Source organism: Paraburkholderia silvatlantica, from assembly GCF_003096715.1.
Classification (GTDB): domain Bacteria; phylum Pseudomonadota; class Gammaproteobacteria; order Burkholderiales; family Burkholderiaceae; genus Paraburkholderia; species Paraburkholderia silvatlantica.
In genome coordinates this window covers 14,736-40,967 of the sequence record NZ_QEOL01000035.1, presented here as the reverse complement: position 1 = coordinate 40,967, position 26,232 = coordinate 14,736, and the positions used below count along the sequence as shown (strand labels likewise).

At 65.4% G+C, this 26,232-nt stretch carries 23 protein-coding genes and 1 tRNA gene; 9 read left to right on the top strand and 15 right to left on the bottom strand.

Going from position 1 to position 26,232, the window contains the following annotated elements; genetic code table 11:
- Positions 1-8: 8 nt before the first annotated feature.
- The 8 genes from C7411_RS33250 (at position 9) to C7411_RS33215 (ending at position 6,890) form a co-directional block, all read left to right on the top strand.
- Positions 9-85, top strand: a tRNA-Pro gene (locus tag C7411_RS33250).
- A 198-nt stretch (positions 86-283) separates the two neighbouring features.
- Complete coding sequence (locus C7411_RS33245; protein ID WP_110388355.1) at positions 284-1,603, top strand: HlyC/CorC family transporter; 1,320 nt, start codon at positions 284-286, stop codon at positions 1,601-1,603.
- Positions 1,604-1,687: 84 nt separating this feature from the next.
- The gene (locus C7411_RS33240) at positions 1,688-2,974 is read left to right on the top strand and encodes a GspE/PulE family protein (RefSeq protein ID WP_110388384.1); all 1,287 of its coding nucleotides are present in this window, start codon (positions 1,688-1,690) and stop codon (positions 2,972-2,974) included.
- Complete coding sequence (locus tag C7411_RS33235; protein WP_110388354.1) at positions 2,971-4,191, top strand: type II secretion system F family protein; 1,221 nt, start codon at positions 2,971-2,973, stop codon at positions 4,189-4,191. The genes C7411_RS33240 and C7411_RS33235 overlap by 4 nt, the downstream gene beginning before the upstream one ends.
- A 28-nt stretch (positions 4,192-4,219) precedes the next feature.
- The gene (locus C7411_RS33230) at positions 4,220-5,137 is read left to right on the top strand and encodes a prepilin peptidase (RefSeq protein WP_110388353.1); all 918 of its coding nucleotides are present in this window, start codon (positions 4,220-4,222) and stop codon (positions 5,135-5,137) included.
- A 4-nt stretch (positions 5,138-5,141) separates the two neighbouring features.
- Positions 5,142-5,762 (top strand): dephospho-CoA kinase, encoded by a 621-nt coding sequence (coaE, locus tag C7411_RS33225; protein ID WP_110388352.1) that lies wholly within the window; start codon positions 5,142-5,144, stop codon positions 5,760-5,762.
- A gap of 128 nt (positions 5,763-5,890) precedes the next feature.
- Positions 5,891-6,646, top strand: a complete 756-nt coding sequence (gene zapD / locus C7411_RS33220; protein ID WP_028207804.1) for a cell division protein ZapD — start codon at positions 5,891-5,893, stop codon at positions 6,644-6,646.
- A gap of 49 nt (positions 6,647-6,695) precedes the next feature.
- Entirely contained in the window at positions 6,696-6,890 is a 195-nt protein-coding gene (locus C7411_RS33215; RefSeq protein ID WP_028207803.1) for a DNA gyrase inhibitor YacG, read from the top strand.
- 91 nt (positions 6,891-6,981) lie between these two features.
- Here the strand turns inward: C7411_RS33215 and mutT are convergent, their stop codons facing one another.
- The 4 genes from mutT to secA all read right to left on the bottom strand — a co-directional run bounded on the left by mutT (position 6,982) and on the right by secA (position 12,468).
- Positions 6,982-7,413, bottom strand: a complete 432-nt coding sequence (mutT, locus tag C7411_RS33210) for an 8-oxo-dGTP diphosphatase MutT (protein WP_110388351.1) — start codon at positions 7,411-7,413, stop codon at positions 6,982-6,984.
- Positions 7,410-8,282 (bottom strand): ATP-binding protein, encoded by an 873-nt coding sequence (locus C7411_RS33205; RefSeq protein WP_110388350.1) that lies wholly within the window; start codon positions 8,280-8,282, stop codon positions 7,410-7,412. Before C7411_RS33205 ends, mutT begins: the two co-directional genes overlap by 4 nt.
- A 19-nt stretch (positions 8,283-8,301) precedes the next feature.
- Positions 8,302-9,543: a bifunctional glutamate N-acetyltransferase/amino-acid acetyltransferase ArgJ gene (gene argJ / locus C7411_RS33200; RefSeq protein WP_110388349.1), complete on the bottom strand. Its 1,242-nt coding sequence runs from the start codon at positions 9,541-9,543 to the stop codon at positions 8,302-8,304.
- 120 nt (positions 9,544-9,663) lie between these two features.
- Entirely contained in the window at positions 9,664-12,468 is a 2,805-nt protein-coding gene (gene secA / locus C7411_RS33195) for a preprotein translocase subunit SecA (RefSeq protein WP_110388348.1), read from the bottom strand.
- 353 nt (positions 12,469-12,821) lie between these two features.
- Between secA and C7411_RS33190 the strand changes: the two genes are divergently transcribed.
- Positions 12,822-13,295: a DciA family protein gene (locus C7411_RS33190; protein WP_110388347.1), complete on the top strand. Its 474-nt coding sequence runs from the start codon at positions 12,822-12,824 to the stop codon at positions 13,293-13,295.
- A gap of 116 nt (positions 13,296-13,411) precedes the next feature.
- Here C7411_RS33190 and lpxC read toward each other — a convergent pair whose 3' ends face one another.
- The 11 genes from lpxC to mraY form a co-directional block, all read right to left on the bottom strand.
- Positions 13,412-14,329, bottom strand: coding sequence for a UDP-3-O-acyl-N-acetylglucosamine deacetylase (gene lpxC / locus C7411_RS33185; RefSeq protein ID WP_028207797.1), 918 nt, complete (start codon positions 14,327-14,329; stop codon positions 13,412-13,414).
- Positions 14,330-14,589: 260 nt separating this feature from the next.
- Positions 14,590-15,099 (bottom strand): peroxiredoxin, encoded by a 510-nt coding sequence (locus C7411_RS33180; RefSeq protein ID WP_028207796.1) that lies wholly within the window; start codon positions 15,097-15,099, stop codon positions 14,590-14,592.
- Between the two features lie 273 nt (positions 15,100-15,372).
- Positions 15,373-16,575, bottom strand: coding sequence for a cell division protein FtsZ (ftsZ, locus tag C7411_RS33175; RefSeq protein ID WP_042270317.1), 1,203 nt, complete (start codon positions 16,573-16,575; stop codon positions 15,373-15,375).
- A gap of 141 nt (positions 16,576-16,716) precedes the next feature.
- Entirely contained in the window at positions 16,717-17,949 is a 1,233-nt protein-coding gene (ftsA, locus tag C7411_RS33170; protein WP_042270315.1) for a cell division protein FtsA, read from the bottom strand.
- Between the two features lie 27 nt (positions 17,950-17,976).
- Positions 17,977-18,732: a cell division protein FtsQ/DivIB gene (locus C7411_RS33165; protein ID WP_110388346.1), complete on the bottom strand. Its 756-nt coding sequence runs from the start codon at positions 18,730-18,732 to the stop codon at positions 17,977-17,979.
- Between the two features lie 60 nt (positions 18,733-18,792).
- Positions 18,793-19,746 (bottom strand): D-alanine--D-alanine ligase, encoded by a 954-nt coding sequence (locus tag C7411_RS33160; protein WP_110388345.1) that lies wholly within the window; start codon positions 19,744-19,746, stop codon positions 18,793-18,795.
- Positions 19,747-19,751: 5 nt separating this feature from the next.
- Positions 19,752-21,146 carry a UDP-N-acetylmuramate--L-alanine ligase gene (gene murC, locus C7411_RS33155; protein ID WP_042270308.1) on the bottom strand — a complete coding sequence of 465 codons (1,395 nt, stop codon included), beginning with the start codon at positions 21,144-21,146 and terminating at the stop codon, positions 19,752-19,754.
- Entirely contained in the window at positions 21,143-22,246 is a 1,104-nt protein-coding gene (murG, locus tag C7411_RS33150; protein WP_110388344.1) for an undecaprenyldiphospho-muramoylpentapeptide beta-N-acetylglucosaminyltransferase, read from the bottom strand. Before murG ends, murC begins: the two co-directional genes overlap by 4 nt.
- Positions 22,243-23,508 carry a putative lipid II flippase FtsW gene (gene ftsW / locus C7411_RS33145; protein ID WP_110388343.1) on the bottom strand — a complete coding sequence of 422 codons (1,266 nt, stop codon included), beginning with the start codon at positions 23,506-23,508 and terminating at the stop codon, positions 22,243-22,245. Before ftsW ends, murG begins: the two co-directional genes overlap by 4 nt.
- Positions 23,505-25,022 (bottom strand): UDP-N-acetylmuramoyl-L-alanine--D-glutamate ligase, encoded by a 1,518-nt coding sequence (gene murD / locus C7411_RS33140; RefSeq protein WP_110388342.1) that lies wholly within the window; start codon positions 25,020-25,022, stop codon positions 23,505-23,507. The genes ftsW and murD overlap by 4 nt, the downstream gene beginning before the upstream one ends.
- Before the next feature lie 28 nt (positions 25,023-25,050).
- On the bottom strand, positions 25,051-26,220 hold the full coding sequence (mraY, locus tag C7411_RS33135; protein ID WP_042270300.1) for a phospho-N-acetylmuramoyl-pentapeptide-transferase: 1,170 nt from the start codon (positions 26,218-26,220) through the stop codon (positions 25,051-25,053).
- Positions 26,221-26,232: the final 12 nt, after the last annotated feature.

The window sequence follows — 26,232 nt, the reverse complement described above, 5'->3', positions numbered from 1 at the left end:
AGTCAATTCGGGGTGTAGCTTAGCCTGGTAGAGCGCTACGTTCGGGACGTAGAGGCCGGAGGTTCGAATCCTCTCACCCCGACCAGAATTCGAAAAAAACCGCGCATGCGTTGCGCGGTTTTTTTTCGTCTGTATCTCCCGTACCTGCTTCCTGTCCGGGCAACTCACGGCGCACCACGCCTCGCGCAGCCGGCAGCGGCCTTGTCCGTTCGGCCAGTGGCCCTGGAACTGCGGTACCCCTCTGTTATAGTTTCCCCATCCGCCCCCCTCATTGTCTCGACGCGTGGACCACCTTCCCTTATGGGCGCAGATTTGCGCCGTCTTCGTCCTGCTCATCTGCTCAAGCTTCTTCTCCATCTCCGAAACGGCGATGATGGCGCTCAATCGCCATCGGCTCAAATACCTCGCCAATCACGGCACGCTCGGCGCGAAGACCACCCAGAAGCTGCTCGCGCGCACCGACTTGCTGCTTTCGGTAATCCTGATCGGCAACAATCTCTTCAACACCATCATCCCGGTCCTTACGACCTCGATCGCGCTCCATACCTTCGGCCGCAATAACCTCGTACTGTCGATCGCAACGGGCATCGTCGCGTTTCTCATCATCGTGTTCGCGGAAATCACGCCGAAGATTGTGGGCGCAACGTTTCCGGAAAAAATCGCACTGCCCGCGAGCCTCCTGATCGCGCCGCTCATGCGTGTGACGAAGCCGATCATCTGGTTCGTCAACATGTTTGCGAACACCATCCTGCGCATCCTGCACATCAATACGCGCAAGGCGCATGACCAGCGGCTCTCCACCGAGGAGTTGCGCACCATCGTGCTCGAATCGGGCAGCTTCATGCCGACCAAGCACCGCAGCATCCTGCTCAACCTGTTCGATCTCGAGAACATCACCGTCGACGACGTGATGATTCCGCGCCGGCGCATCGAGGCGCTCGATTACGACGCTCCGCTCGAAGACATCCTGCATCAGCTCGAGACCTGCTATCACAACAAGCTGATCGTCTATCAAGGCGACATCGACCGCGTGCTTGGCGTGCTGCATGTGCGCAAGACGCTGGCCGCGCTGCACAACCAGGATTTCGAGCGCGAGACGCTGCGCGAACTGCTCGCCGAGCCGTACTTCGTGCCCACGGGCACGCCGGGGTTCCAGCAACTTCAGTACTTCCAGGAAAGCCGCCATCGCATCGCGCTTGTCGTGAACGAGTACGGCGAGATGGAAGGGCTCGTCACGCCCGAAGACATCATCGAGGAGCTGATCGGCGAATTCACCACGTCGATGCCGCGCAGCGGCACCGGACGCGGCGGCTGGAACGACGAAGGCGAATGTATCGTGCCGGGCAGCATGCCTTTGCGCGAACTCAATCGCTGGCTTCATATCAAGCTGCCCACGGATGGGCCCAAGACGCTCAACGGCCTGATCCTCGAAGTGCTCGAAGAGATTCCCGAAGGCGACGTGTGCCTGCAGATCGGCGACGTGAAGCTCGAAGTGCTACGCAGCGACGACCAGGCCGTACGCACGGTCAAGCTCTTCAAGCCCGGCGCCAAACCGCGCCAGGGGACGCTGCAAAAGGCGAAGAAGCTGCTGCCGGGACGTTAGCCGCTTGGCCAGGTGGCGGCGCGGTGCGCCGCGCGCCATGATGAAGGCGTCATTTGTTCGAGGCGGCTTCGCGCCGGCATGCCGATGCTTTCTATTCCTTATCGCGCGCGCCCTTCGGCAGCCGCGGCTGCCGAAGGCGCTACGGGCGGTGGAGAAAGGGCGCGTACACCTGCGCCTGTCTCCCCACCGCAGCCCGACGACGCACCCGCCGTTCGCCTGCTCTCCGAAACGTTGCGCGAAGCCGCACGGCGCAACGCCTCCGATCTGCACATCGAGCCGATGGAACACGGCTGGCGCGTGCGTCTGCGCATCGACGGCGTGCTGCATGAAATGGCGCGGCCGCCTGCGCATCTGCGCGATGCGTTCGTCACGCGCATCAAGGTGCTCGCGCGCATGGACATCGCCGAGCGGCGCATTCCGCAGGACGGCAAGCTGCGGCTCGCGTCATCGGCAGCCTCGCGCGCCGCCGATGACTATCGCGTGAATTCGCTGCCCACGCTGCACGGCGAAAAGCTCGTCTTACGCAGGCTCGAAGCGCTTCCCGCCGATCTGTCGCTTGCCGAACTCGGGCTCGATGAAGCCCAACAGCACGCGGTAGCCGAAGCGATCGGCGCCCCGCACGGTCTTGTCCTCGTCACGGGACCCACTGGCAGCGGCAAGACGCTCTCGCTCTACTGCTTCCTGCAAAGGCTCAACATCACGGCGCGCAATCTCTGCTCGGTGGAAGACCCCGCCGAAATCCAGCTCGCGGGCATCAATCAGGTCAACGTGCGCGAGAAGGCCGGGCTCACCTTTGCAGTAGCACTGCGTGCGCTGCTGCGCCAGGACCCGGACGTCATCATGATCGGCGAAATTCGCGACGAAGAAACCGCCAGCGTGGCCGTCAGGGCCGCGCAGACCGGCCATCTCGTGCTCTCGACCGTGCACACGAACGACGCCAGCGCGGCCTGCGCACGGCTCGTCGACATCGGCGTCGAACCGTACAACCTGGCGGGCTCGCTGCGGCTCGTCACGGCGCAACGTCTTGTGCGGCGGCTATGTCCGTTATGCCGCGTCCGCGACGAAGCTTCGCCGGCGGCGCTCGTCGCGGCGGGGCAGAACGTCCGCGACAGTGAGATGACGCAGCCTTATGTCGCGCGCGGCTGCGAGGCTTGCCATGGCATCGGCTATCGAGGTCGCGTGGGAATTCACGAGGTGTTGCCGATCTCGGAAGCCATACGCGAGCTGATCGTCACAGGGCGCGGCGCGCACGAAATCGCTCGCGAAGCACGCAGAAGCGGCGTGGCAACCTTGCGCGACGCGGCGCTCGCACGCGTGCGCGACGGCACCACGAGCCTCGCCGAAGCGCTTGCCGCTACGCAGGCACCATGAGCGCCGCGCACGGCCGTCGCGGCCCACCGGAGTGGCGCTTCGCGTGGCGCGGCCTCGACGCATCGGGCGCGACCAGGCGTGGCACGCTGATCGCGCTCGACGCCGCGGCTGTACGCGTCGCGCTCAAGCGCGAGCGCATCACCGTGCTCGCCATCGAGCGCAGAGCGAGCGCGGGCGCGCCCAAGGCGCGCCACGCGGACGTCACGCGCTTTACACGTCAGCTCGCGAGCCTCCTGCGCGCGGGACTGCCGCTTGCGAACGCGCTCGAGCTGCTCGCCCTCTCGCCGGGGCCGAACGGCATGCCGCGCATTGCCGCGGCGCTCGCGCGCGACATCGCCGGAGGCCTGCGCTTTGCCGACTCGCTCGCGCAACATCCGGCGCGCTTCAACGCGCTGTATTGCCAGCTCGTTGCCGTTGGCGAAGCCTCGGGTGCGCTCGCCGCCGTACTCGCGCGCCTCGCCGACGACCGCGAGCGTGCCGCCGCGCAGCGCGCCAAAGTGCGGGCCGCGCTCACCTACCCCATGGCGGTGCTGCTGCTCGCGTTTGTCATTACCGCCGCGTTGCTGGTCTGGGTCGTGCCCACGTTCAAGCAGATCTTCGACGGCTTCGGCGCCGCACTGCCCGCGCCCACGCAGTTCGTGCTGATGCTCTCCGCGGGCGCCGCGCGCTGGAGCGTGCCGGCCGCCGTAGCCGCAGCCACCGGCACGCTCGCCCTGCAAGCGGGCTTACGCCGCTCGGAAGCCGCACGCATCGCGTTTGGACGCACGCTGCTGAAGCTCCCGCTTTGCGGCGCCCTGCTCACCACACTGTGCGCCGCCCGCTGGAGCCGAGCGCTCGGCACGCTGCTCGCCGCCGGCACGCCGCTCGCGGACGCCTTCGATTCGCTCGCGCATGCAAGCGGCAACGCATTCTTCGATCGCGCGAGCGCGGGCATCAGCGAGCGCCTGCGGCACGGCGAGCGGCTCGCCGCGGCCATGCGCGCGGCAGGATGCTTTCCGGCCGATGTGGTTCAGCCCGTTGCCGTCGCGGAAGAATCGGGCGCGCTCGACGCGATGTTGCTCGACGTTGCCTCGCTCGCCGACCGTCAGGTCGACGAAAAGATCGCGCTCGTATCGAGCCTGTGCGAACCGCTCGTGATTGTGGTGCTCGGTGCGCTGGTCGGCGGCCTTGTCGTCGCGATGTATCTTCCCATCATTCAACTGGGCAACGTGGTGTAGCATCGCTGCCAGAATCCGGTACCGTCTCATGCCCGTCCAACTCCCTTCCGCGCCCGATACTGCAACGCCGCTCGCCGCCGCTCTCGCCGGTCTGCCCTTCGGCGTGCTCATGGTCTTCGCCATTGCGTTCGGGCTCGTCATCGGCAGCTTTCTCAACGTCGTCGTGCACCGGCTGCCAATCATGCTGGAGCGCGCGTGGCGCACCGATGTGGCCGAAGCGACCGGCACGCCCGGTCCGCTCTTCGAAGAAGACGGGCTGCCCGCGCGCTACAACCTCTGGCTCCCACGCAGCGCGTGCCCGCACTGCGGCCACGTCTTGCGCGCCTGGGAAAACATTCCGGTGCTCAGTTGGGTCGCGTTGCGCGGGCGCTGCTCGCACTGTCATGCGCGCGTGAGCGCGCGCTACCCGCTCATCGAGATCGCGAGCGCGGCCTGCGCGGCCGGCGCATTGCTCGCCTTCGGGCCCACCGGCAAAGCGCTCGCCGCCTTCGTGCTGTGCGCCACGCTCATCGCCGCGAGTGCCATCGACCTCGAACACCAGATGCTGCACGACGAAATCACGCAGCCGCTGCTGTGGGCCGGGTTGCTGGTCAATTTTGCCGGCACCTTCGTCACGCTGCGCGAAGCGGTGATCGGTGCGGTCGCGGGTTATCTGGCGCTCTGGTGCGTCTACTGGGTCTTCAAGCTGTTGCGTGGCGTAGAAGGCATGGGCCACGGCGATTTCAAGCTGCTCGCCGCGCTCGGCGCATGGCTCGGCTGGAGCGCACTGCCGCAGATCGTCGTGATCGCCGCAGTAGCCGGCGCGCTGGTCGGCATCATCGCCACGTTGACGGGACGCATGCGCTTCGAAGAGCCGCTGCCGTTCGGCCCGTATCTGGCCGCTGGCGCGCTCATCACATTGTTTGCAGGCACACCGCTCTATGGTGTATTTGCGTGGGGAAACTGATCAAATGTTCGCGGTCGGATTGACGGGTGGCATCGGCAGCGGCAAATCCACGGTCGCCGATGGCTTTGCCGCGCGCGGCGTGACGATCGTCGACACCGATCTCATCGCGCATCGCATTACCGCGCCGCACGGCATCGCGATGGCGCAGATCGCCGCGGAATTCGGCCCTCAATTCGTCGCGCCGGACGGCTCGATGGACCGCGCGCGCATGCGCACGCTCGTGTTCGGCGATGAGTCCGCGCGCAAGCGACTCGAGGCCATCACACACCCGCTGATCCGCTCCGAAACCGAACGCGAAACGCGAGAGGCCAGCGGGCCCTATGTCATCGTGGTCGTACCCTTGCTCGTAGAGTCGGGCACCTGGAAGACGCGTGTCGATCGCGTGCTCACCGTCGATTGCAGCGTGGAAACCCAGATCGCGCGCGTCATGCGCCGCAATGGCTTCACGCGTGATCAGGTGCTCGCGATCATCGCGCGGCAGGCCACGCGCGAAGCGCGCCTCGCGGCTGCCGACAACGTGGTGGTGAACGACAACGGCGCGACGCTCGAAACGCTCGATCAGGACGTCGACGCATTGCATCAGACGTATCTCAAGCTTGCTGCCGAAAAGGCCGGCAACGCTTAAAACGCGCCATCCGCAGGCGATTAGCGGGTCACATCGGCAAAGCACCGGGCCGGCGCGATTGCGACCGTAGTCCCACGGCATTAGAATGTCCTGCAATCCGTCACCTACCACGCCCGAGGCGAGCGCGCTTGATTCTTTACGAGTATCCCTTCAACGAGCGAATCCGAACGCTGCTGCGCCTCGAAGACCTGTTCGAGCGCTTCACGTTTTTCCTGACCCAGGAGGATCCGAGGGAACATCACGTCGCGCTCACGACGCTCTTCGAAATCGCGGAAGTCGCAGGCCGCGCCGACCTGAAGTCGGATCTCATGAAGGAACTCGAGCGGCAACGCCAAACGCTCGCGCCGTTCCGCGGCAATCCCGGCATCGAGCAGAATGCGCTCGAAACCGTGCTGGGCGAAATCGAGCAGACGCTCGCCGGTCTCACGCAGATGCAAGGCAAGACGGGCCAGCATCTAATGGACAATGAGTGGCTCACGAGCATCCGCAGCCGCGCGATTATTCCCGGCGGCACCTGCAAGTTCGATCTGCCGTCGTACTATGCGTGGCAGCAGTTGCATCCGGATCAACGCCGCCAGGACATTGCGAAATGGGTCACGCCGCTGCTGCCGCTGCGCGACGCCGCCGCCATCGTGCTGCGCCTCGCGCGCGAATCGGGCCAGGCGTCGAAGGTGATGGCGATGCAGGGCAGCTATCAGCAGATGCTGTCAGGGCGTGCCTATCAGCTCATGCAAGTCCGCGTGGCACCGGAATTGCGCATGATTCCCGAAGCGAGCGCCAACAAGTACATGCTGTGGGTGCGCTTCACCGTGCAGGACGGCGATCTGCGTCCGCGCGCCGTCGATCAGGACGTGCCGTTCCAGCTCACGCTCTGCAGCCTGTGAAACCGGACGCGCCGCCACGCCAGACTCAACGCAACCCAAGTTCTATCGCATGACCACTGTCGTCAAATGTCCGACCTGCGGCAAGGAAGTCCGCTGGGTGCCGGAAAACCGCTTCCGGCCGTTCTGCTCCGAGCGCTGCAAGCAAATGGATCTCGGCGCATGGGCGGCCGAAAAATACCGCATCGGCGGCGCCGACGACGAAACGCCGCCCGAAGACGCGCCGCCCACCGATACGCGGCAGTAAGCGACGCGCGTGCGCGGGCGTGTGCCGGACAAAAAGGCCGCTGTGCATCACGCACAGCGGCCTTTTGCATCGTGGCGGCCCGTGCAGGGCGTTACTCCGCGGCAAGCCACTCCAGCACAGGAATCGTCGCGGGCAAGAGCGGCTCGACGCTCGCCGGCAGCGACTGCCAGACAAACGCCTGGCCTTCGCGGCCATGCGGCTCGCCGGTCCACTCGGTCACCTTGCAGAAGTAGAGCCGCACATAGGCGTGCGGGTAATCGTGTTCGAGCGTGTGCCACAGGTGGCACGCCTTCACGTCGATGCCCAGTTCCTCGTGCAACTCGCGCGCGAGCGCCGCTTCGACCGTTTCGCCCGCTTCCAGCTTGCCGCCCGGAAACTCCCAGTAGCCTGCATACGGTTTGCCTTCGGGGCGCTGAGCGAGCAGATAGCGGCCATCGGGCTGGACCAGCACGCCCACCGCGACTTCCGTCACGGGGCGTACGTTCGCGCAAGCATCCTTCGTGGCGTTGGCTTCGGCGCTCATGCCTCTTGCGCCTTCTTGCCCGACCAGTCGCGTGCGAACTGCCACGCCACGCGGCCCGAACGCGAGCCGCGCTCCAGCGCCCAAACGAGGGCGTCGCCGCGCGCCGACTCGACTTCGGCGTCGTCGCAGCCGAAATGGCGCAGCCAGTGGCCGACGATCGTCAGGTAATCGTCCTGCTTGAACGGATAGAAGCTCACCCAGAGGCCAAAGCGCTCGGAGAGCGAAATCTTCTCCTCCACCACTTCGCCCGGATGAATCTCGCCGTCGGGCATGTGCTTGTACGTCTCGTTGTCGCTCATGTACTCGGGCAGCAGATGGCGGCGGTTCGAGGTCGCGTAAATCAGCACGTTGTCCGACTGCGCGGCCACCGAGCCGTCCAGCGCCACCTTCAGCGCCTTGTAGCCCGATTCGCCTTCCTCGAACGAGAGGTCGTCGCAGAACACGATGAAGCGCTCGGGGCGCGTCGAGATGAGATCGACGATATCGCCGAGGTCATGCAGATCGTCCTTGTCGACTTCGATCAGGCGAAGACCGTCCTTCGCGTACGCGTTCAGGCAGGCCTTGATCAACGACGACTTGCCCGTGCCGCGCGCGCCGGTGAGCAGCACGTTGTTCGCGGGCTTGCTCTGCACGAACTGGCGCGTGTTGCGGTCGATGAGATCTTTCTGCCGGTCGATGTTCTGCAGGTCGTCGAGCGAGATCAGCGAGATCGCCGGCACCGGCTGCAGGAAACCGCGCCCCTGGCGCTTGCGCCAGCGAAACGCAACGGCCGCGTTCCAGTCGACATCGGGTGCCGAGGGCGGCAGCACGGCCTCGAGGCGGCCGAGCAGCGCTTCGGCGCGGGTCAGAAACTGTTCGAGCTTGTCCATGTGGTAAAGGCGCTTGAAATCAGGAGCGGTAATCCGCGTTGATGCTCACGTAGTCGTGCGAGAGGTCGCAGGTCCAGATCGTGGCCTGCGCGTCGCCGCGGCCGAGCAGCACACGAATCAGGATCTCGCTCTTCTTCATGACGCGCTGGCCGTCCTCTTCGCGGTAAGCCGGGTTGCGGCCGCCCGCTTTCGCCACGAGCACGTCGTCGAGATACAGGTCGATCTTGTCGACGTCGAGGTCGGTCACGCCGGCATAGCCGATCGCCGCGAGGATACGGCCGAGGTTGGGGTCCGATGCGTAGAACGCCGTCTTCACGAGCGGCGAATGGCCGATCGCATAGGCGATCTGGCGGCACTCGGCCACGTCCTTGCCGCCTTCCACCTGCACGGTCATGAACTTGGTTGCGCCTTCGCCGTCGCGCACGATGAGTTGCGAGAGTTCCTGGGCGACAGCCGTCACGGCGTCGCGCAGCGCGGCGTAGGCGGGCGTGTCAGTCGAGGTGATCGCGGGCAGGCTGGACTTGCCCGAGGCGATCATGATGAACGAGTCGTTGGTCGAGGTATCGCCGTCGATCGTGACGCAATTGAACGAGCGGTCGGCCACGTACTTCACGAGTTCGTCGAGCACGGGCTGTGCAACGTTCGCATCGAAAGCGAGGAAGCCGAGCATGGTCGCCATGTTCGGCTTGATCATGCCCGCGCCCTTGCTGATGCCCGTGAACGTGACAGTGTGGCCATCGACCGCGACCTGGCGCGACACGGCCTTCGGCAGCGTGTCGGTCGTCATGATGGCCTGCGCGGCGTCGTACCAGTTCGCGGCCTTGCGGTTCTCCAGCGCGGCGGGAAGACCCGCCTTCAGGCGGTCGATGGGCAGCGGCTCGAGAATCACGCCAGTCGAGAACGGCAGCACCTGCGAGGACTCGAGGCCGGCAAGACGCGCGAGTTCATCGCAGGTCTCGCGGGCGTGCTTCATGCCCGGCTCGCCGGTGCCCGCATTCGCGTTGCCGGTGTTCACCACCAGCGCGCGAATGCCCTTGCCGCCCGCGCGCACCTTCGCGAGATGTTCGCGGCACACGGTCACCGGCGCGGCACAGAAGCGGTTCAGCGTGAACACGCCGGCCACGCTCGCGCCTTCGTCGACGGAAATCACCAGGACGTCCTTGCGATTGGGCTTGCGGATGTTGGCTTCTGCCCAGCCGAGCGTCACGCCGGCGACCGGATGAAGTTGAGCGGGATCAATCGAGGGGAAATTGACAGCCATGGTGGCGACCTGTCGAAAAGGCGATGCCGGCCAGGGCGCTGGAGCCCGGCCGGCATCGGGATTCAAAACGCAAGGCCCGCCAGGAGAAGCGGGCCACCGGAGTCTACGTTCAAGCCTGCGTCACGCGATCTTGCCGTGACATTGCTTATATTTTTTGCCGCTGCCGCACGGGCACGGATCGTTGCGGCCCACCTTCGGCATCTCGCTGCCCACCGGCGGCGTATGGCTCATGGCCGCGCCGACCATTGCGGCGGCGGCGTCGGCCGCCACCGGCGCTGCAGCCGCGGGGGCCGGCGCAGCGTCGGCTTCGGCGAACTCGGCATGGCGGAACTCGACGTTCTCGACATGATGGCCCTGCTCTTCGATCTGCTCGGCCGCCTGTTCGAGCTGCTCCGGCGACTGGATCTGCACGTTCATCACGATACGCGTGACTTCGAGCTTCACGGCTTCGAGCATCGCGGCGAACAGTTCGAACGCCTCGCGCTTGTACTCCTGCTTCGGGTTCTTCTGCGCATAGCCGCGCAGATGGATGCCCTGACGCAGGTGGTCGAGCGCCGCGAGGTGTTCGCGCCAGCTGCGGTCGAGCGTTTGCAGCATGACCGAGCGCTCGAATGCGCTGAACGATTCGCGCCCCACGAGCGCGACCTTCTGCTCGTACGCTTCGTCGGCGGCGGCGAGCACGGCTTCGAGGATCTCATCGGCGTCGATCGACGACGACTCGTTGATCATCTCCTGGATCGCGAGGTCGAGCTGCCATTCGTTGCGCAGCACTTCTTCGAGCTCGGGCACGTCCCACTGCTCTTCGATACTGCCGTGCGGCACGAACTGGCGCACGATGTCGGTGATCACGCCATGACGCATCGCGCCGATCGTTTCGGTGATGTCGTGCGCTTCGAGCAGTTCGTTGCGCTGCTGGTAGATCACCTTGCGCTGGTCGTTCGACACGTCGTCGTATTCGAGCAGCTGCTTGCGGATGTCGAAGTTGCGCGCTTCGACCTTGCGCTGCGCCGACTCGATCGAACGCGTGACGATGCCCGCCTCGATCGCCTCGCCCTCCGGCATCTTCAGGCGTTCCATGATCGCGCGCACGCGATCGCCCGCGAAAATACGCAGGAGCGGGTCTTCGAGCGAGAGATAGAAACGCGACGAGCCCGGGTCGCCCTGACGGCCCGCACGGCCGCGCAGCTGGTTGTCGATCCGGCGCGACTCGTGACGCTCGGTGCCGATGATGTGCAGACCGCCGGCGGCCTTCACCTGATCGTGCAGTGTCTGCCACTCGTCGTGCAGTTGCTGGATGCGGCGCGCCTTTTCGTCGGCGGGTACCGCTTCGTCGGCTTCGATGAACGCGGCCTGCTTCTCCGCATTGCCGCCCAGCACGATGTCGGTACCGCGGCCGGCCATGTTGGTGGCGATGGTGACGCGCTGCGGACGGCCCGCTTCGGCGACGATCGCGGCTTCACGCGCATGCTGCTTCGCGTTGAGCACTTCGTGCGGCAGACCGGCCTTCGTGAGCAGGTTCGAGAGCAACTCGGAGTTTTCGATCGACGTCGTGCCGACCAGCACCGGCTGGCCACGCTCGTAGCAGTCGCGGATGTCGCGAATCACGGCGTCGTAGCGCTCCTTCGCCGTCTTGTAGATCTGGTCCTGCTTGTCGATCCGCTTGGGCGTACGGTTCGTCGGAATCACGACCGTCTCGAGCCCGTAGATCTCGTTGAATTCGTACGCTTCGGTGTCGGCCGTACCCGTCATGCCCGAGAGCTTCGCGTACATGCGGAAGTAATTCTGGAACGTGATCGAAGCGAGCGTCTGGTTCTCGCTCTGGATCTTCACGTGCTCCTTCGCTTCCACGGCCTGGTGCAGGCCGTCCGACCAGCGGCGGCCGGCCATGAGACGGCCGGTGAATTCGTCGACGATGATGACTTCGCCGTTCTGCACCACGTAGTGCTGGTCCTTGTGGAACAGCGTGTGGGCGCGCAGCGCAGCGTACACGTGGTGCATCAGCGTGATGTTCTGCGGCGCGTAGAGGCTCTCGCCCTGACCGATCAGGCCCCACTCGGCGAGCATGCGCTCGGCCTTCTCGTGGCCCGACTCGGTGAGAAACACCTGGCGCGCCTTCTCGTCGAGCGTGTAGTCGCCCGGCTTTTCCACGCCCGTGCCGTCGGCCTTCTCTTCGCCGATCTGCTGCTCGAGCAGCGGCGGCAGCGCGTTCATGCGCACGTAGAGTTCGGTATGGTCTTCGGCCTGTCCCGAAATGATGAGCGGCGTACGCGCTTCGTCGATCAGGATCGAGTCCACCTCGTCGACCACGGCGAAGTTCAGCGCACGCTGCACGCGCGCCTCGGTCTCGTAGACCATGTTGTCGCGCAGGTAGTCGAAGCCGAACTCGTTGTTCGTGCCGTAGGTGATGTCCGCCGCGTACGCTTCCTGCTTCATTGCGTGGTCCATCTGCGACAGGTTGATGCCGACCGAAAGACCGAGGAAGTTGTAGAGGCGCGCCATCCATTCGGCGTCGCGCTGCGCGAGGTAGTCGTTCACCGTCACGACGTGCACACCGCGGCCCGACAGCGCATTCAGGTACACGGGCAGCGTGGCGACCAGCGTTTTGCCTTCGCCGGTGCGCATTTCAGCGATCTTGCCGTAATGCAGCACCATGCCGCCGATCAGCTGCACGTCGAAGTGGCGCATCTTCAGCACGCGCTTGCTCGCCTCGCGGCAAACGGCGAACGCCTCCGGCAGCAGTTCGTCGAGCGAGGTGCCTTTGGCCACGCGCTCGCGGAACTCGGCCGTCTTCGCGCGCAGTTGCTCGTCGGTGTACTGCTCGATCTTCGGTTCGAGCGCGTTGATCGCCACGACCGTCTTCTGATATTGCTTGATCAGGCGCTGATTGCGGCTGCCAAAGATTTTCTGTAAGAAACCGGTGGTCATCGGATCGGTGTCTGCGTCGCGGCTTCGGCCGGGATTCCTGAGGGTGGGTTCAGCGGGTGTGCAACGTCTGTCGGCGTCTGCACTACGCATCCGGACCGGAGGGACCTCGGCGGCTTTAGCCCAAAATTGGTGGATTCGAATCGTGCATTTTAGCACGCGCCCTCTCACCCGCCTGTGTCAGCGCGAAGGCGGCTCTGGCGCGCATGATGCCCGCATGGACGGCCTTCCCGCCGGGCGGCGAAGGGCCGCGAGGCGGCCCTGGCCGAATGGCCTGAAGGCGTTGGATGGGCGGTGCGCAGGCTACAATGACGGCATCGCAGCCCCGCCTGCGCGCTCGCCCATCCTTACACGACATGAGCCGTTTCTCGCCGTTTTCAAGGTCCATGGGACCACGCGCCCCCCAGCCGCTCGCCGAAGTGCTCAGCCGCACCGACGCGTTCGCGCCGCTGCGCGCCGGCGTCGAACAGATCGCGGCGATCCAGCGCGACCTGAACGCACTGCTGCCCGACTATCTCGCGGCCAGCGTCGAGCCCGGCTTCATCAAGGACGGCACGCTGGCCCTTTTCACTGCGCACAACGCGCTCGCGGCGCGGCTGCGGCACCTGGAGCCGCGGCTCGTGGCCGACCTGCAGGCGCGCGGCTGGGCATTGAACAGTGTGCGTATCCGTGTGCGTCCGCAAGCCGTGAAAGATCCCGCGCCGCCCAAGCAGGCGCGCATGACGCCGGCTGGCGCGGCAGCGCTCCAGGCGCTCAGTGAAACGCTGCAGGCCTCGCCGCTGCAGGCAGCGCTCGCGAAGATGGCGGCGCGCCACACGAAAAAGCGCTGATCCGGCGCGCCAACGTCTCACGAAACCGCGCTCACGAAACCGCGCGGCGAAGCCGCGCAAAAAAGCGAAAGGGCAGCGTGAAGCTGCCCTTTTTACTGGCAAATCGCGCTCGAAACTCAGGCGAATGCCGTCTGCGCCTCGTAGCCGAAGCCGCGCGGCGCCTTCTGCGGATCGTCGAACGTGACGATCTCGTAGGCGTCCTCATTCGCGAGCAGCTCGCGCAGCAGCGCGTTGTTCAGGCCGTGGCCCGACTTGTACGCGTCGTACGCCGCCAGCAGCGGATGACCGACCACATACAGGTCGCCGATCGCGTCGAGCATCTTGTGCTTCACGAACTCATCGTCGTAGCGCAGGCCGTCGTTGTTCAGAATGCGGTACTCGTCCAGCACGATGGCGTTGTCCATGCTGCCGCCGCGTGCGAGGCCCAGCTCGCGCATCATCTCGACTTCGTGCGCGAAGCCGAACGTGCGGGCGCGCGCGATTTCGCGCACGTACGAGGTATTCGCGAAGTCCACTTCGAGCGCCTGGCCCGTCTTGTCGACGGCCGGGTGGCGGAAATCGATCGTGAACTTGAGCTTGAAGCCAAAGTAAGGCTCGAGGCGCGCGAACTTGTCGCCGTCGCGGATCTCAACCGGCTTCTTGACCTTGATGAACTTCTTCGGAGCATTCTGCTCCTCAATACCCGCCGACTGGATCAGGAACACGAACGAAGCCGCACTGCCGTCCATGATCGGAATTTCCTCGGCGGTCACGTCCACATAGAGGTTGTCGATGCCAAGGCCAGCGCAGGCAGACATGAGATGCTCGATCGTCGAGACACGTGCGCCGTCTTTCTGCAGCACCGAGGCCAAGCGCGTGTCGCCAATCGCCATCGCCGATGCGGGGATGTCAACCGGCGTCGGCAAATCCACGCGCGAAAACACGATGCCCGTGTTCGGCGCCGCCGGACGCAGCGTCAGGTCGACCTTGCGCCCCGAGTGCAGGCCGATGCCGACTGTCTTCACGATTGATTTGATGGTTCGCTGCTTCAACATGGTCTTCTTGCTCATTGAAAATCCCAATCGGGACTTTTTAATTCATAGCACGAATTATACTCCAGTTGCGTCGAGTCCGTCGTTTTCGCCGGCGTGACAAACTGTTTCCGCTGCGTTACCCATCAGGGATGGAGCGCGGGCCGATGCCCGGAACGGAGGCGTTCCCGGGGTGATCGGCCCGCTGGGCTCACGTAATCGCCTGTCACATTTGCGTCGCAATTGCGCGTTGCTTCAGGGCAACGCAGCGCCCGCGAACGCGCTCATGCGCGGGTCAACGTGGCAAGTATGCTCGCAGCATCGCTCACTTCGAACTTGCCGGGTGCTTCGACGTGCAGCGTCTTGACCACGCCGTCGTCGACCACCATCGCATAGCGCTGGGAGCGGATTCCCATGCCACGCGCCGACAAATCCTGCTCCAGTCCGAGTGCACGAGTCAACGCTGCGCTGCCGTCGGCCATCATGCGTACCTTGCCCGAGGTACGCTGATCGCGTCCCCACGCGCCCATGACGAACGCGTCGTTGACGGACACGCACCAGACCTCGTCGACACCGGCCGCGCGCAGCGCGTCGAAGTGTTCGACGTAACCCGGCACGTGCTTCGCGGAGCACGTGGGCGTGAATGCGCCCGGCAATCCGAAGATCACCACGCGCTTGCCCGCCGCTTCCTTTTGCACGTCGAAGCTGTTCGGCCCCAGCGTGCAACCCTCGCGCGCGTCTTCGACGAACTCGAAGAGGGTCGCTTCGGGCAGCGTTTCACCCTGTTTGATCATGACTCGTCCTTCGCAACGATGCACAAGCTTGTTCAAGCCTCATGCGCCGGCGTCGTGCAATGTTGGGCAACGATGTACTCCAAGGTTACACAGGAACGCCTGGCGACACCGCGCCTGTCCCCCACGCTCTACGCGTGGCGGGCAACCGTCCCTGCCGCGCATCCTCGCGGATGCGGCCTTGCTGGTCTTGCTCGCCTTCATTGCTGCGCAGCGCGCTATCTGTCTGCGGGCGAGGGCAACGCGTGCCCTGCCGCAGTCAGATCGGCTTGCGTGTCAGTCCGCCTGCTTGCGCAGGAACGCCGGGATATCGTACGTGTCGACGCCCTTTTCCTGCAGCGCCTGCACGTGCGAAGCCGCGGTGTCGCGCGACGTGCGCCACACTGCCGGCGTGTCGAGCGCGCCGTAGTCGGCCGTGTTGCCATGGCCGCTGTGCTGCGGTGCATACGCGCCCGCCGGAGCCGGGATCGGCTGGTTGTCCGTGCCCGTGCGCAGCAGTTGCATCGGCGCGGCTTGCTGCTTCTTCGCAGCGCGGCCAAGGCCCGTTGCCACCACCGTCACGCGCAGCGCGTCGCCCATCGCGTCGTCGTACACCGCACCGAAGATCACCGTCGCGTCTTCCGCAGCATAGCTCTTGATGGTGTTCATCACTTCGCGCGTTTCCGACAGTCGCAGCGAACGGCTCGACGTGATGTTGACCAGCACGCCGCGCGCACCCGACAGATCGACGCCTTCGAGCAGCGGGCTCGCCACGGCCTGTTCCGCCGCGAGGCGCGCGCGATCGACGCCGGCAACCGTCGCCGTGCCCATCATCGCCTTGCCCTGCTCGCCCATCACCGTCTTCACGTCTTCGAAGTCGACGTTCACGAGGCCGTCGACGTTGATGATTTCGGCGATGCCGGCCACCGCGTTGTTCAGAACGTCGTCCGCGCACTGGAAGCACTTGTCCATCTCGGCGTCATCGCCCATCACGTCGAACAGCTTGTCGTTCAGGACGACGATCAGCGAGTCGACGTGATCCTCCAGTTGCTGCGAGCCGGCTTCCGCCACACGCATGCGCTTGCCGCCTTCGAACTCGAACGGCTTGCTCACCACGCCAACGGTGAGAATGCCCATTTCCTTGGCGATCTGCGCGACGACCGGGGCGGCGCCCGTGCCGGTGCCGCCACCCATGCCGGCGGTGATGAACACCATGTGCGCGCCGCGCAGTGCGTCGGCGATGCGCTCACGCGCTTCTTCCGCTGCCGCGCGGCCCATCTCCGGCTTCGCACCGGCGCCGAGGCCCGTGTTGCCGAGTTGAATCACGGCCGATGCACGCGAGCGCGAGAGCGCCTGTGCGTCCGTGTTCATCACGATGAAATCGACGCCTTGCACGCCGCGGTTGATCATGTGCTGCACGGCATTGCCGCCCGCACCACCAACGCCTACCACCTTGATGATGGTGCCGTTGGTTTCCGTTTCCAGCATCTGGAATTCCATGTTGCCTCCGTCAAGAAAAAGATTCCGCTCCTCGGCCGTTATCCAGTGGAAGATCGGGCAACCTTCCACTGCGCGCCAGCCGCCGTCACCAGCGCGATTTTCGAAGCTTGTACTTCGCCTTCTGTCCTGCGACTGCGGTTCCTAGAAGTTGCCGAGGAACCAGTCCTTCATGCGTGAAAAGACCTGACCCATCGACCCCGACTGCACGGCAACCTTGCGCCCGCGCATGCGCTGCGAGCGGCCTTCGACGAGCAGGCCCATCGCCGTCGAGTAGCGCGGATTGCGCACCACGTCGGCCAGACCGCCCGCGTACTCCGGCACGCCGATGCGCACCGGCTTCAGGAAAATGTCCTCGCCCAGCTCCACCATGCCCGGCATCATCGCGGCGCCGCCCGTGAGCACGACACCCGAGCTCAGCAATTCTTCGTAGCCCGACTCGCGCACCACCTGCTGCACGAGCGAGAAAAGCTCTTCCACGCGCGGCTCGATCACGGCGGCCAGCGCCTGGCGCGACAGCGTGCGCGGACCGCGCTCGCCCAGACCCGGCACTTCGATCATCTCGTCCGGGTCGGCCAGCGCCTGCTTCGCGATGCCGTAGCTCACCTTGATGTCTTCCGCGTCGGGCGTGGGCGTGCGCAGCGCCATGGCGATGTCGCTCGTCACCTGGTCGCCCGCGATCGGAATCACCGCGGTATGGCGAATCGCGCCTTCGCTGAAGATCGCGATGTCGGTCGTGCCGCCGCCCACGTCGACGAGCACCACGCCCAGTTCCTTCTCGTCCTCGGTCAGCACCGCCAGCGACGAGGCGAGCGGCTGCAGAATGAGGTCGTTCACTTCGAGGCCGCAGCGGCGCACGCACTTCACGATGTTCTGCGCCGCGCTCACCGCGCCCGTCACGATATGCACCTTCACTTCGAGGCGGATGCCGCTCATGCCGATCGGCTCGCGCACATCTTCCTGGCCGTCGATGATGAATTCCTGCGTGAGGATATGCAGCACCTGCTGGTCGGTCGGGATGTTGATCGCCTTCGCCGTTTCGATCACGCGCGCGACGTCTGCCTGCGTGACTTCCTTCTCCTTGATGGCGACCATGCCGCTCGAGTTGAAGCTGCGAATGTGGCTGCCCGCAATGCCGGTGAATACGTTAGTGATCTTGCAGTCGGCCATGAGTTCCGCTTCTTCGAGCGCTCTCTGGATAGACTGCACAGTGGCCTCGATGTTCACCACCACGCCCTTCTTGAGACCTTTCGATTCGCTCTGGCCGAGACCGATCACTTCGTAGTGGCCTTCGCCCTTCAATTCGGCGACGACGGCCACCACCTTCGACGTCCCGATGTCGAGGCTGACCAGCAGATCCTTATAGTCTTTACTCATATCGTGCTCGTTGCGTGTGATGTCCTGTTACTTCTTGCCCGGAGCGGGCGTGTCACTGATGAAGCGCATGCCGGCCGCCCTTATCGCAAACCCGTTCGGATAGCGCAAGTCCGCGTATTCGATCTCTTTGCCCCAACGTTGCGTCACCGCCGACCATGCCGCGATGAGGCGGTGCGAGCGCTCGTTCAGTGTGTCGGCGTTGCGCTCGCGGCCCAGCTCCACCTGCATGCCGTTCGAGAGCTTCACCGTCCACGCGTAGCGCGCCGAGAGCGTCACCTCGTCGGGTGTGAGCCCGAGCGGCGCGAACCACTTCTCCAGGTCGCGGTAGCGCGCGACTACTTCAGGCGCAGTGCCGTCGGGGCCGTCGAACGCGGGCAGTTCTTCGTCGAGTTCGCCCTGGTTCGCCGTGAACAGCTCGCCGTCCGTGCTCACGAGCTGATCGCTGCCCCACGTGCCCAACGGTTTGTACTCTTCGAGCGTGACAGCCAGTGCGTTGGGCCACACGCGGCGCACGCTCGCGTGACGTACCCACGGCATCTGCTCGAACGCAGCGCGCGCCGCATCGAGATCGACCGTGAAGAAGTTGCCCTTGAGCCGGCCGACTACGCCCGCGCGCACGGTGGGCGAATTGATGTGCTCGGTGTCGCCCTCGATGCGGATTTCCCGCAGCGCGAAGTTCGGGCGCTGCACGAGCCAGTAGCATCCAGCCGCCAGAAGCGCGAGCGCGAGCAGCGCGTGCAACGCGTTGGCGGCAAGGTTGAGCTGGCGTACGTTATTCCACATTTCGAGATTGTCGGTTTAGTCCAGGTTCGGCAATTCGTCGGTCAGCGATTATTTAGGGGTTCAATCTTTCAGCGTCAGCGCAAGCACACGCACCACGAGATCGCGATACTCGATGCCCATCGCGCGCGCGGCCTTCGGCGGCAGCGAGTGATCGGTCATGCCCGGCGCCGTGTTCACTTCGAGGAAGTACGCGTTGCCCGCGCCGTCCAGCATGAAATCGGCGCGGCCCCAGTCGGTGCAGCCGAGCACGTCGAACGCGCGGCGCGCGAGCTTCTTCAGTTGCACCTCTTTCTCCGGCGCGACGCCGCAGGGAATCAGATACTGCGTCGTGTCGAGGATGTACTTCGCGTCGTAGTCGTAGAACTCGCCCGCCGGCACGATCTTGATGATCGGCAGATCGAGGTCGCCCGCGATGCACGCCGTGTACTCGCCGCCGCCTTCGATGCTCTTTTCCACCAGTACGATCTTGTCGAACTTCGCGGCTTCTTCGAGCGCCGGCACGAGTTCGCCTTCGGTCTTCACCTTGATCACGGCCACGCTCGAGCCTTCGCTCGCGGGCTTCACGAACAGCGGCAGGCCGAGCTTCGCGACGATCTGCGGCGCGCGCGCCGCGTAGTCGTCGCCGCGCAGCACCGCTTCGAACGGCGGCGTGGGAATGCCGAGCTGCTGCCAGACGAGCTTGCTGCGGAACTTGTCGAGCCCGAGCGCGGAGCCGAGCACGCCCGTGCCGGTATAGCGGATGCCATAAAAATCGAGCGCGCCCTGAATCTGGCCGTTCTCGCCGTAGCCGCCATGCAGCGCGTTGAACACGCGCACGAAACCTTCGTCCTTCAACGCGGAAAGCGGGCGCCCGGACGGGTCGAACGGATGCGCGTCGATGCCGGCGCTCTGCAGCGCCTGCAGCACCAGCGTGCCCGACTTGAGCGATACCTCGCGCTCGGCGGACACGCCGCCGTACAACACCGCCACCTTGCCGAACTGCTTCGGGTCGAACTTCGGATCGATACTGCTCATGTCACTCACGCCTTCTGTTCCTGGGCTGCGATCCGGCCCGGCACACCGCCGATCGAACCCGCGCCCATCGTAATCACCACATCGCCGTCGCGCACCACTGCTGCAAGCGCCTCCGGCACTTCATCCACGGTCTCGACGAACACCGGCTCGACCTTGCCCGCCACGCGAATCGCGCGTGCGAGCGCGCGGCCATCCGCAGCGACGATCGGCGCTTCGCCGGCCGCATAGACATCGGTCAGCACGAGCGCGTCGACGGTCGACAGCACGCGCACGAAATCTTCGAAGCAGTCGCGCGTGCGTGTGTAGCGGTGCGGCTGGAACGCCAGCACGAGACGGCGCTCGGGAAACGCGCCGCGCGCCGCCGCGATCGTCGCGGCCATTTCCACCGGGTGGTGGCCGTAGTCGTCGATCAACGTCCAGGCGCCGCCGCCGTTGACGGGAATCTCGCCATAGCGCTGAAAACGGCGGCCCACGCCGTTGAATTCCGCGAGCGCGCGCTGGATATCGGCGTCTTTCACTTCGAGTTCGGTCGCGATCGCAATCGCGGCGAGTGCGTTCTGCACGTTGTGCGTGCCCGGCAGGTTCAGCACGATGTCGAGCGACGGCGCGTCCTCGCGCATCACCGTGAAGTACATCTTGCCTTCGCGTGCGATCACGTTCACCGCACGGACCTGCGCGTCGGAAGCGAAGCCGTAGCGGATGATCGGCTTCGAGACGAACGGCAGAATCTCCTTCACGTTCGGGTCGTCCACGCACAGCACCGCGATGCCATAGAACGGCAGGCGGTGCGTGAACTCGATGAACGCCTGCTTCAGGCGCGCGAAGTCGTGCCCGTAGGTGTCCATGTGATCGGCGTCGATGTTCGTAATGACTTCGATCACCGGGAACAGGTTCAGGAACGAGGCGTCGGATTCGTCGGCTTCGGCCACGATGAAGTCGCCCGTGCCGAGGCGCGCGTTCGCGCCCGCGCTGATCAGACGCCCGCCGATCACGAAAGTCGGGTCGAGTCCGCCCGCCGCCAGCACGCTCGCCACGAGCGAGGTCGTGGTGGTCTTGCCGTGCGTGCCCGCGATCGCGATGCCCTGCTTCAGACGCATCAGTTCCGCGAGCATCACGGCGCGCGGCACGATGGGAATGCGGCGATGACGTGCCGCGAGCACTTCCGGGTTGTCGCTGCGCACCGCGGTCGAAACGACCACGGCGTTGGCGCCTTCGATGTTCTCTTCGGCATGGCCGATCGCGATGCGCGCGCCGAGCGCGGCGAGTCGATCGGTGACCGCGTTCTTCGCGAGGTCCGAGCCGCTGACCTGATAGCCGAGGTTGACGAGCACTTCGGCGATGCCGCTCATGCCCGCGCCGCCGATACCGACGAAATGGATGTGTTTGACGATGTGTTTCATTGCTTTCCTCCCGCTACTACGCCCGCCACGGCCGCGCAGATGCGCGCGACCTGATCGGCGGCGTCGGGTTTCGCGAGCGCGCGGGCGCGCCCGGCCATTTCCGCCAGCGATGTTCTGGTCTGATGCCGCAACCAGTCGGCGAGTCCTTCCGCTGTCAGGTCGCGTTGCTGCACCACGAGCGCTGCGTCCTTGTCGGCAAGGAACGCGGCGTTGGTGGTCTGGTGGTCGTCCACGGCGTAGGGGAACGGCACGAAGCATGCCGCCACGCCCACCGCCGCGATCTCGGCCACCGTCATCGCGCCCGAACGGCAGATCACGAGATCCGCGTTCCGGTAGGCGCTCGCCATGTCGTCGATGAACGGCACGAGCTGCACCGTGTCGTTCAGTTCGAGTCCGGCGTCGAGATAGTTTTGACGCAAGGCGTCGATGTGCTTCGCGCCCGCCTGGTGCATGATGTGCGGACGCTCTTCTGGCGCGAGCAGCGACAGCGCGCGCGGCACCACTTCGTTGAGCGCCGTGGCGCCGAGACTGCCGCCCACCACGAGCACGCGCAGCGGGCCGCTGCGCGCAGCGTAGCGCGCAGCCGGGGCGTCGACGTGCTCGAGCGTTTCGCGGATCGGGTTGCCGGTCCACTCGGCATTCGGCAAGGCGCCCGGAAACGCCACGAGCACGCGCCTCGCCAGCTTCGCAAGCACCTTGTTCGCGAGACCCGCAATGGAGTTCTGCTCATGCAGCACGAGCGGACGGCCCGAAAGCGCGCTCATCACGCCCGCCGGGAACGTGATGTAGCCGCCCATGCCGAGCACGACGTCGGGTTTCACGCGGCGCAGCGCCGCGAGGCTCTGCGTGCACGCGCGCAGCAGATTCAGCGGCAGCATCAGCTTGGTCTTGATGCCCTTGCCGCGCACGCCGCCAAAGCGCACGTATTCCATCGCGATGCCGTGCTTCGGCACGAGCGTCGCTTCCATGCCCGCGGGATTGCCTAGCCACACCACGCGCCAGCCCCACTGCTCCATGCGATGTGCGACGGCGAGCCCCGGGAACACGTGCCCCCCGGTGCCGCCGGCCATCACCATGAGCGTGCGCGTCGCTGCGGTCATACCTTGCCTCCGCGCATCAGGACCCGGTTTTCGTAATCCACGCGCAACAGCAGCGCCACCGCAACGCAGTTCAGCAGGATGCCCGAGCCGCCATAGCTCACGAGCGGCAGCGTGAGACCCTTGGTCGGCAGGAGACCCAGATTCACGCCCATGTTGATGAAGGCCTGCGCGCCGAACCACACGCCAAGCCCCTTGGCGACGAGTCCCGCGAACGTGCGGTCGAGCGCGAGCGCCTGGCGGCCAATCTCGAACGCGCGGCGCACGATCCAGTAGAACAGCAGGATCACGACAAGCACGCCGACGAAACCGAGTTCCTCGCCGATCACGGCGAGAATGAAGTCGGTGTGCGCTTCCGGCAGATAGTTGAGCTTCTCGACGCTGCCGCCAAGACCTACGCCGAACCACTCGCCGCGACCGAACGCGATGAGCGAGTGCGTGAGCTGATACGCCTTGCCCTGCGCGTAGCGGTCGTCCCACGGATCGAGGTACGCGAAGATCCGCTCGCGGCGCCACGGCGACGCCCACACGAGCAGCGTGAAAGTGCCCACAGCCGTGGCCACGAGGCCGCCGAACAGCTTGCCGTTCACGCCGCCGAGGAACAGCACGCCCATGGCGATCGCGGCGATCACCATGAATGCGCCCATGTCGGGCTCGAGCAGCAGCAGCGCGCCGACCACGCCCACGGCGAATGCCATCGGCAGGAAGCCTTTCGCAAAGCTGTGCATGTATTCCTGCTTGCGCACCGTGTAGTTCGCCGCGTAGATCGTGACGGCGAGCTTCATGATTTCCGACGGCTGCATGTTCGTGATGCCGAGCGGAATCCAGCGCCGCGCGCCGTTCACGCCCTTGCCGATGTGCGGAATCAGCACGACCACCAGCATGGCGAGCGCAATGAGAAAGAGCTTCGGCGCGTAGCGGTCCCACGTGGAAACGGGGATGCGGAACGCGACGAGCGCCGCGACCGTGGCGATCACGAGCGAAACGATATGGCGCGCGAGAAACGCCCAGTCGCGGTACGAGGCGTACTTGGGCGAATCGGGCATGGCGATCGAGGCCGAGTAGACCATCACGACGCCAAGGCCGAGCAGCGCGATCACGGCCCACAAGAGCGAGTGGTCGTAGTCGAGCATGCGCGAGCGGCCGGGACGCACGCCGTTGACGACGCTCGCAAGACCGCCCGAGCGCGCGCCGCCGCCCGACGAAGCGCCGGCCTGACCGTCTTCGCGCGAGAGGCGCGCACCGAATCGCTCGGACCAGCTCATATCATCGTCCCCCGTTCTGCAGCGATTTCTTCTACGGTGTCGTGGAATACGGCCGCGCGATGGGCGTAGTTGCGGAACATGTCGAGGCTCGCGCAAGCGGGCGAAAGCAGCACGACGTCGCCGGGTTGCGCAAGCGCGCTCGCCGCGCGCGTGGCTTCTTCGAGCGTCGCGTGGTCGCTCATTGCGATGCCCGTTTCTTCGAGCGCCGCGCGGATCTTCGACGCGTCGCGGCCGATCAGCATCACGGCGCGGCACCAGCGCGCAACCGGCGCCGCGAGCGGATCGAAGTCCTGGCCCTTGCCGTCGCCGCCGGCGATCAGCACCGTGCGCTGCGCAAGGCCGTCGAGCGCCGCAACCGTCGCGCCGACGTTCGTGCCCTTGCTGTCGTCCACGTAGTCGATGCCGTCGATCGACGCGATCAGCTCCACGCGATGCGGCTCGCCCCGATACTCGCGCAGGCCGTGCAGAAGCGGCGCGGGCGCCAGGTCGATCGCGCGCGTGAGCGCAAACGCCGCGAGCGCGTTCGCCGCGTTATGCAGGCCGCGAATGCGCAGGGCGTCGGCGGGCATGAGGCGCTTCATGCCGAGATTCGCCGGCGCGGCTTCCTGCTGCCTGCGGCGGCGCGCAGACACAGGCACGTCGGCCGCATCGAGATCGTGCGCCTGCACGAGCCACTGCATGCCGTTCTCGCGCGACAGACCCAGGTCGCCGTCGCTCTCCGGCTCGTTCAGGCCGAAGGTCACGATCTTTGCGTCGCCGCTCGCCTTCACGCTCGCGAGCGACATGACGCGCGCGTCGTCGCGGTTGAGCACGCGCGTCGTGCGCGGCCCGAAGATGCGGCCCTTGGCGGCTGCGTAAGCGTCGAGGCCGCCGTGCCAGTCGAGGTGGTCCTGCGTGATGTTGAGGACCGCCGCGGCGTCCGGTTCGAACGTGTGCGCCGTCTCCAGCTGGAAGCTCGACAGTTCGAGCACCCAGACGTCGGGCAGCGCGGTGTTGTCGATGGCTTCGGCGAGCTTGTCGAGCATGGCCGGGCTGATGTTGCCCGCCACCGCCACGCGCTTGCCCGCGCGCTCGCAGAGCATGCCTGTGAGGCTAGTCGTGGTGGTCTTGCCGTTCGTGCCGGTGATGGCGAGCACCTTCGGCGCGTAGCCGCTCTCGCCGAGATGACGCAGCGCCTGCGCGAAGAGTTCGAGCTCGCCCCACACTTCGATGCCGCGCTCGCGCGCCGCCGCGATCAGCGGCACGAGATCTTCGGCCAGCGGCGAGAGGCCCGGGCTGATTGCAACGAGTTCCACGCCGTCGAGCAGCGCCGTCGTGAACGGACCGCCGACGAAATCGGCGTCGATGCCGCGCGCGGCGAGTTCGGGAAGATTGGGCGGCGCTTCGCGCGTGTCGGCAATGCGCAGGCGGCAACCATGCCGCGCGCACCAGCGCGCCATCGCGAGACCCGATTCCCCGAGTCCCAGCACGAGCACCATCGGCTTTTGCCGATCCCGAAACTTCTCGCCGAACATCGCTTGCTTCCCTTGCTTGCTTAAAGGCTCAACGCAGCTTGAGCGTGGACAGACCGATCAGACACAGCATCAGCGTGATGACCCAGAAACGCACGACAACTTGCGTTTCTTTCCAGCCAGACAACTCGAAATGGTGATGCAGCGGCGCCATCTTGAAGATGCGGCGCCCTTCGCCGTAACGCTTTTTCGTGTACTTGAACCACGTGACCTGGAGCATCACGGAGAGCGTCTCCGCGACGAAGATGCCGCCCATGATGAAAAGCACGATTTCCTGGCGCACGATCACCGCAATGGTGCCAAGCGCGCCGCCGAGCGCGAGCGCGCCCACGTCGCCCATGAACACCTGCGCCGGATACGTGTTGAACCAGAGGAACGCGAGACCTGCCCCGCCCATCGCCGAACAGAAAATGAGCAGTTCGCCCGCGCCGGCGATGTGCGGAAAGAGCAGATACTTCGAGTAGACCGAGCTGCCCATCACATACGCGAACACGCCGAGCGACGCACCGACCAGCACGACGGGCATGATGACGAGACCGTCGAGGCCATCGGTGAGGTTCACGGCGTTACTGGCGCCGACGATCACGAAGTAGGTGAGCGCGATGAAGCCCCACACGCCGAGCGGATAGCTGATCGACTTGAGGAACGGCAGCAGCAGGTCGGCGCGCGCGGGCAGCCCCATCGACAGACCGCTGCGCACCCACGCCATGAAGAGATCGAACACGCGCACGTTGCTCGCTTCGGACACGCTGAATGCGAGGTACACCGCGGCGAACAAGCCGATCACCGACTGCCAGAAGTACTTCTCGCGCGAAGACATGCCGCGCGGGTCCTTGTAGACCACCTTGCGATAGTCGTCGACCCAGCCGATCGCGCCGAAGCCGAACGTGACGAGCATCACGATCCAGATGAAGCGGTTCGTGAGATCGCCCCACAGCAAGGTGGAAACCGCGATGCCCAACAGAATGAGCACGCCGCCCATGGTGGGCGTGCCGGACTTCACGAGGTGAGTTTGCGGGCCGTCCGTACGCACGGCCTGGCCGACCTTCATTGCGGTGAGCTTGCGGATCACCAGGGGGCCGAGGAAAAGCCCGATCGCCATCGCGGTGATGGTGGCCATCACCGCACGGAACGTCAGATAACTGAACACGCGCAAGAAGCTTGCGTCATTCTGCAGCCATTGCGCCAGCGCCAGTAGCATGCCTTGTATTCC

Excerpts from the sequence above, each read along its gene's own strand:
- C7411_RS33240 (WP_110388384.1), top strand. The coding sequence starts at position 1,688 with ATGCTTTCTATTCCTTATCGCGCGCGCCCTTCGGCAGCCGCGGCTGCC.
- C7411_RS33235 (WP_110388354.1), top strand. The coding sequence starts at position 2,971 with ATGAGCGCCGCGCACGGCCGTCGCGGCCCACCGGAGTGGCGCTTCGCG.
- C7411_RS33230 (WP_110388353.1), top strand. The coding sequence starts at position 4,220 with ATGCCCGTCCAACTCCCTTCCGCGCCCGATACTGCAACGCCGCTCGCC.
- coaE (WP_110388352.1), top strand. The coding sequence starts at position 5,142 with ATGTTCGCGGTCGGATTGACGGGTGGCATCGGCAGCGGCAAATCCACG.
- C7411_RS33215 (WP_028207803.1), top strand. The coding sequence starts at position 6,696 with ATGACCACTGTCGTCAAATGTCCGACCTGCGGCAAGGAAGTCCGCTGG.
- mutT (WP_110388351.1), bottom strand. The coding sequence starts at position 7,413 with ATGAGCGCCGAAGCCAACGCCACGAAGGATGCTTGCGCGAACGTACGC.
- C7411_RS33205 (WP_110388350.1), bottom strand. The coding sequence starts at position 8,282 with ATGGACAAGCTCGAACAGTTTCTGACCCGCGCCGAAGCGCTGCTCGGC.
- argJ (WP_110388349.1), bottom strand. The coding sequence starts at position 9,543 with ATGGCTGTCAATTTCCCCTCGATTGATCCCGCTCAACTTCATCCGGTC.
- secA (WP_110388348.1), bottom strand. The coding sequence starts at position 12,468 with ATGACCACCGGTTTCTTACAGAAAATCTTTGGCAGCCGCAATCAGCGC.
- C7411_RS33190 (WP_110388347.1), top strand. The coding sequence starts at position 12,822 with ATGAGCCGTTTCTCGCCGTTTTCAAGGTCCATGGGACCACGCGCCCCC.
- lpxC (WP_028207797.1), bottom strand. The coding sequence starts at position 14,329 with ATGTTGAAGCAGCGAACCATCAAATCAATCGTGAAGACAGTCGGCATC.
- C7411_RS33180 (WP_028207796.1), bottom strand. The coding sequence starts at position 15,099 with ATGATCAAACAGGGTGAAACGCTGCCCGAAGCGACCCTCTTCGAGTTC.
- ftsZ (WP_042270317.1), bottom strand. The coding sequence starts at position 16,575 with ATGGAATTCCAGATGCTGGAAACGGAAACCAACGGCACCATCATCAAG.
- ftsA (WP_042270315.1), bottom strand. The coding sequence starts at position 17,949 with ATGAGTAAAGACTATAAGGATCTGCTGGTCAGCCTCGACATCGGGACG.
- C7411_RS33165 (WP_110388346.1), bottom strand. The coding sequence starts at position 18,732 with ATGTGGAATAACGTACGCCAGCTCAACCTTGCCGCCAACGCGTTGCAC.
- C7411_RS33160 (WP_110388345.1), bottom strand. The coding sequence starts at position 19,746 with ATGAGCAGTATCGATCCGAAGTTCGACCCGAAGCAGTTCGGCAAGGTG.
- murC (WP_042270308.1), bottom strand. The coding sequence starts at position 21,146 with ATGAAACACATCGTCAAACACATCCATTTCGTCGGTATCGGCGGCGCG.
- murG (WP_110388344.1), bottom strand. The coding sequence starts at position 22,246 with ATGACCGCAGCGACGCGCACGCTCATGGTGATGGCCGGCGGCACCGGG.
- ftsW (WP_110388343.1), bottom strand. The coding sequence starts at position 23,508 with ATGAGCTGGTCCGAGCGATTCGGTGCGCGCCTCTCGCGCGAAGACGGT.
- murD (WP_110388342.1), bottom strand. The coding sequence starts at position 25,022 with ATGTTCGGCGAGAAGTTTCGGGATCGGCAAAAGCCGATGGTGCTCGTG.
- mraY (WP_042270300.1), bottom strand. The coding sequence starts at position 26,220 with ATGCTACTGGCGCTGGCGCAATGGCTGCAGAATGACGCAAGCTTCTTG.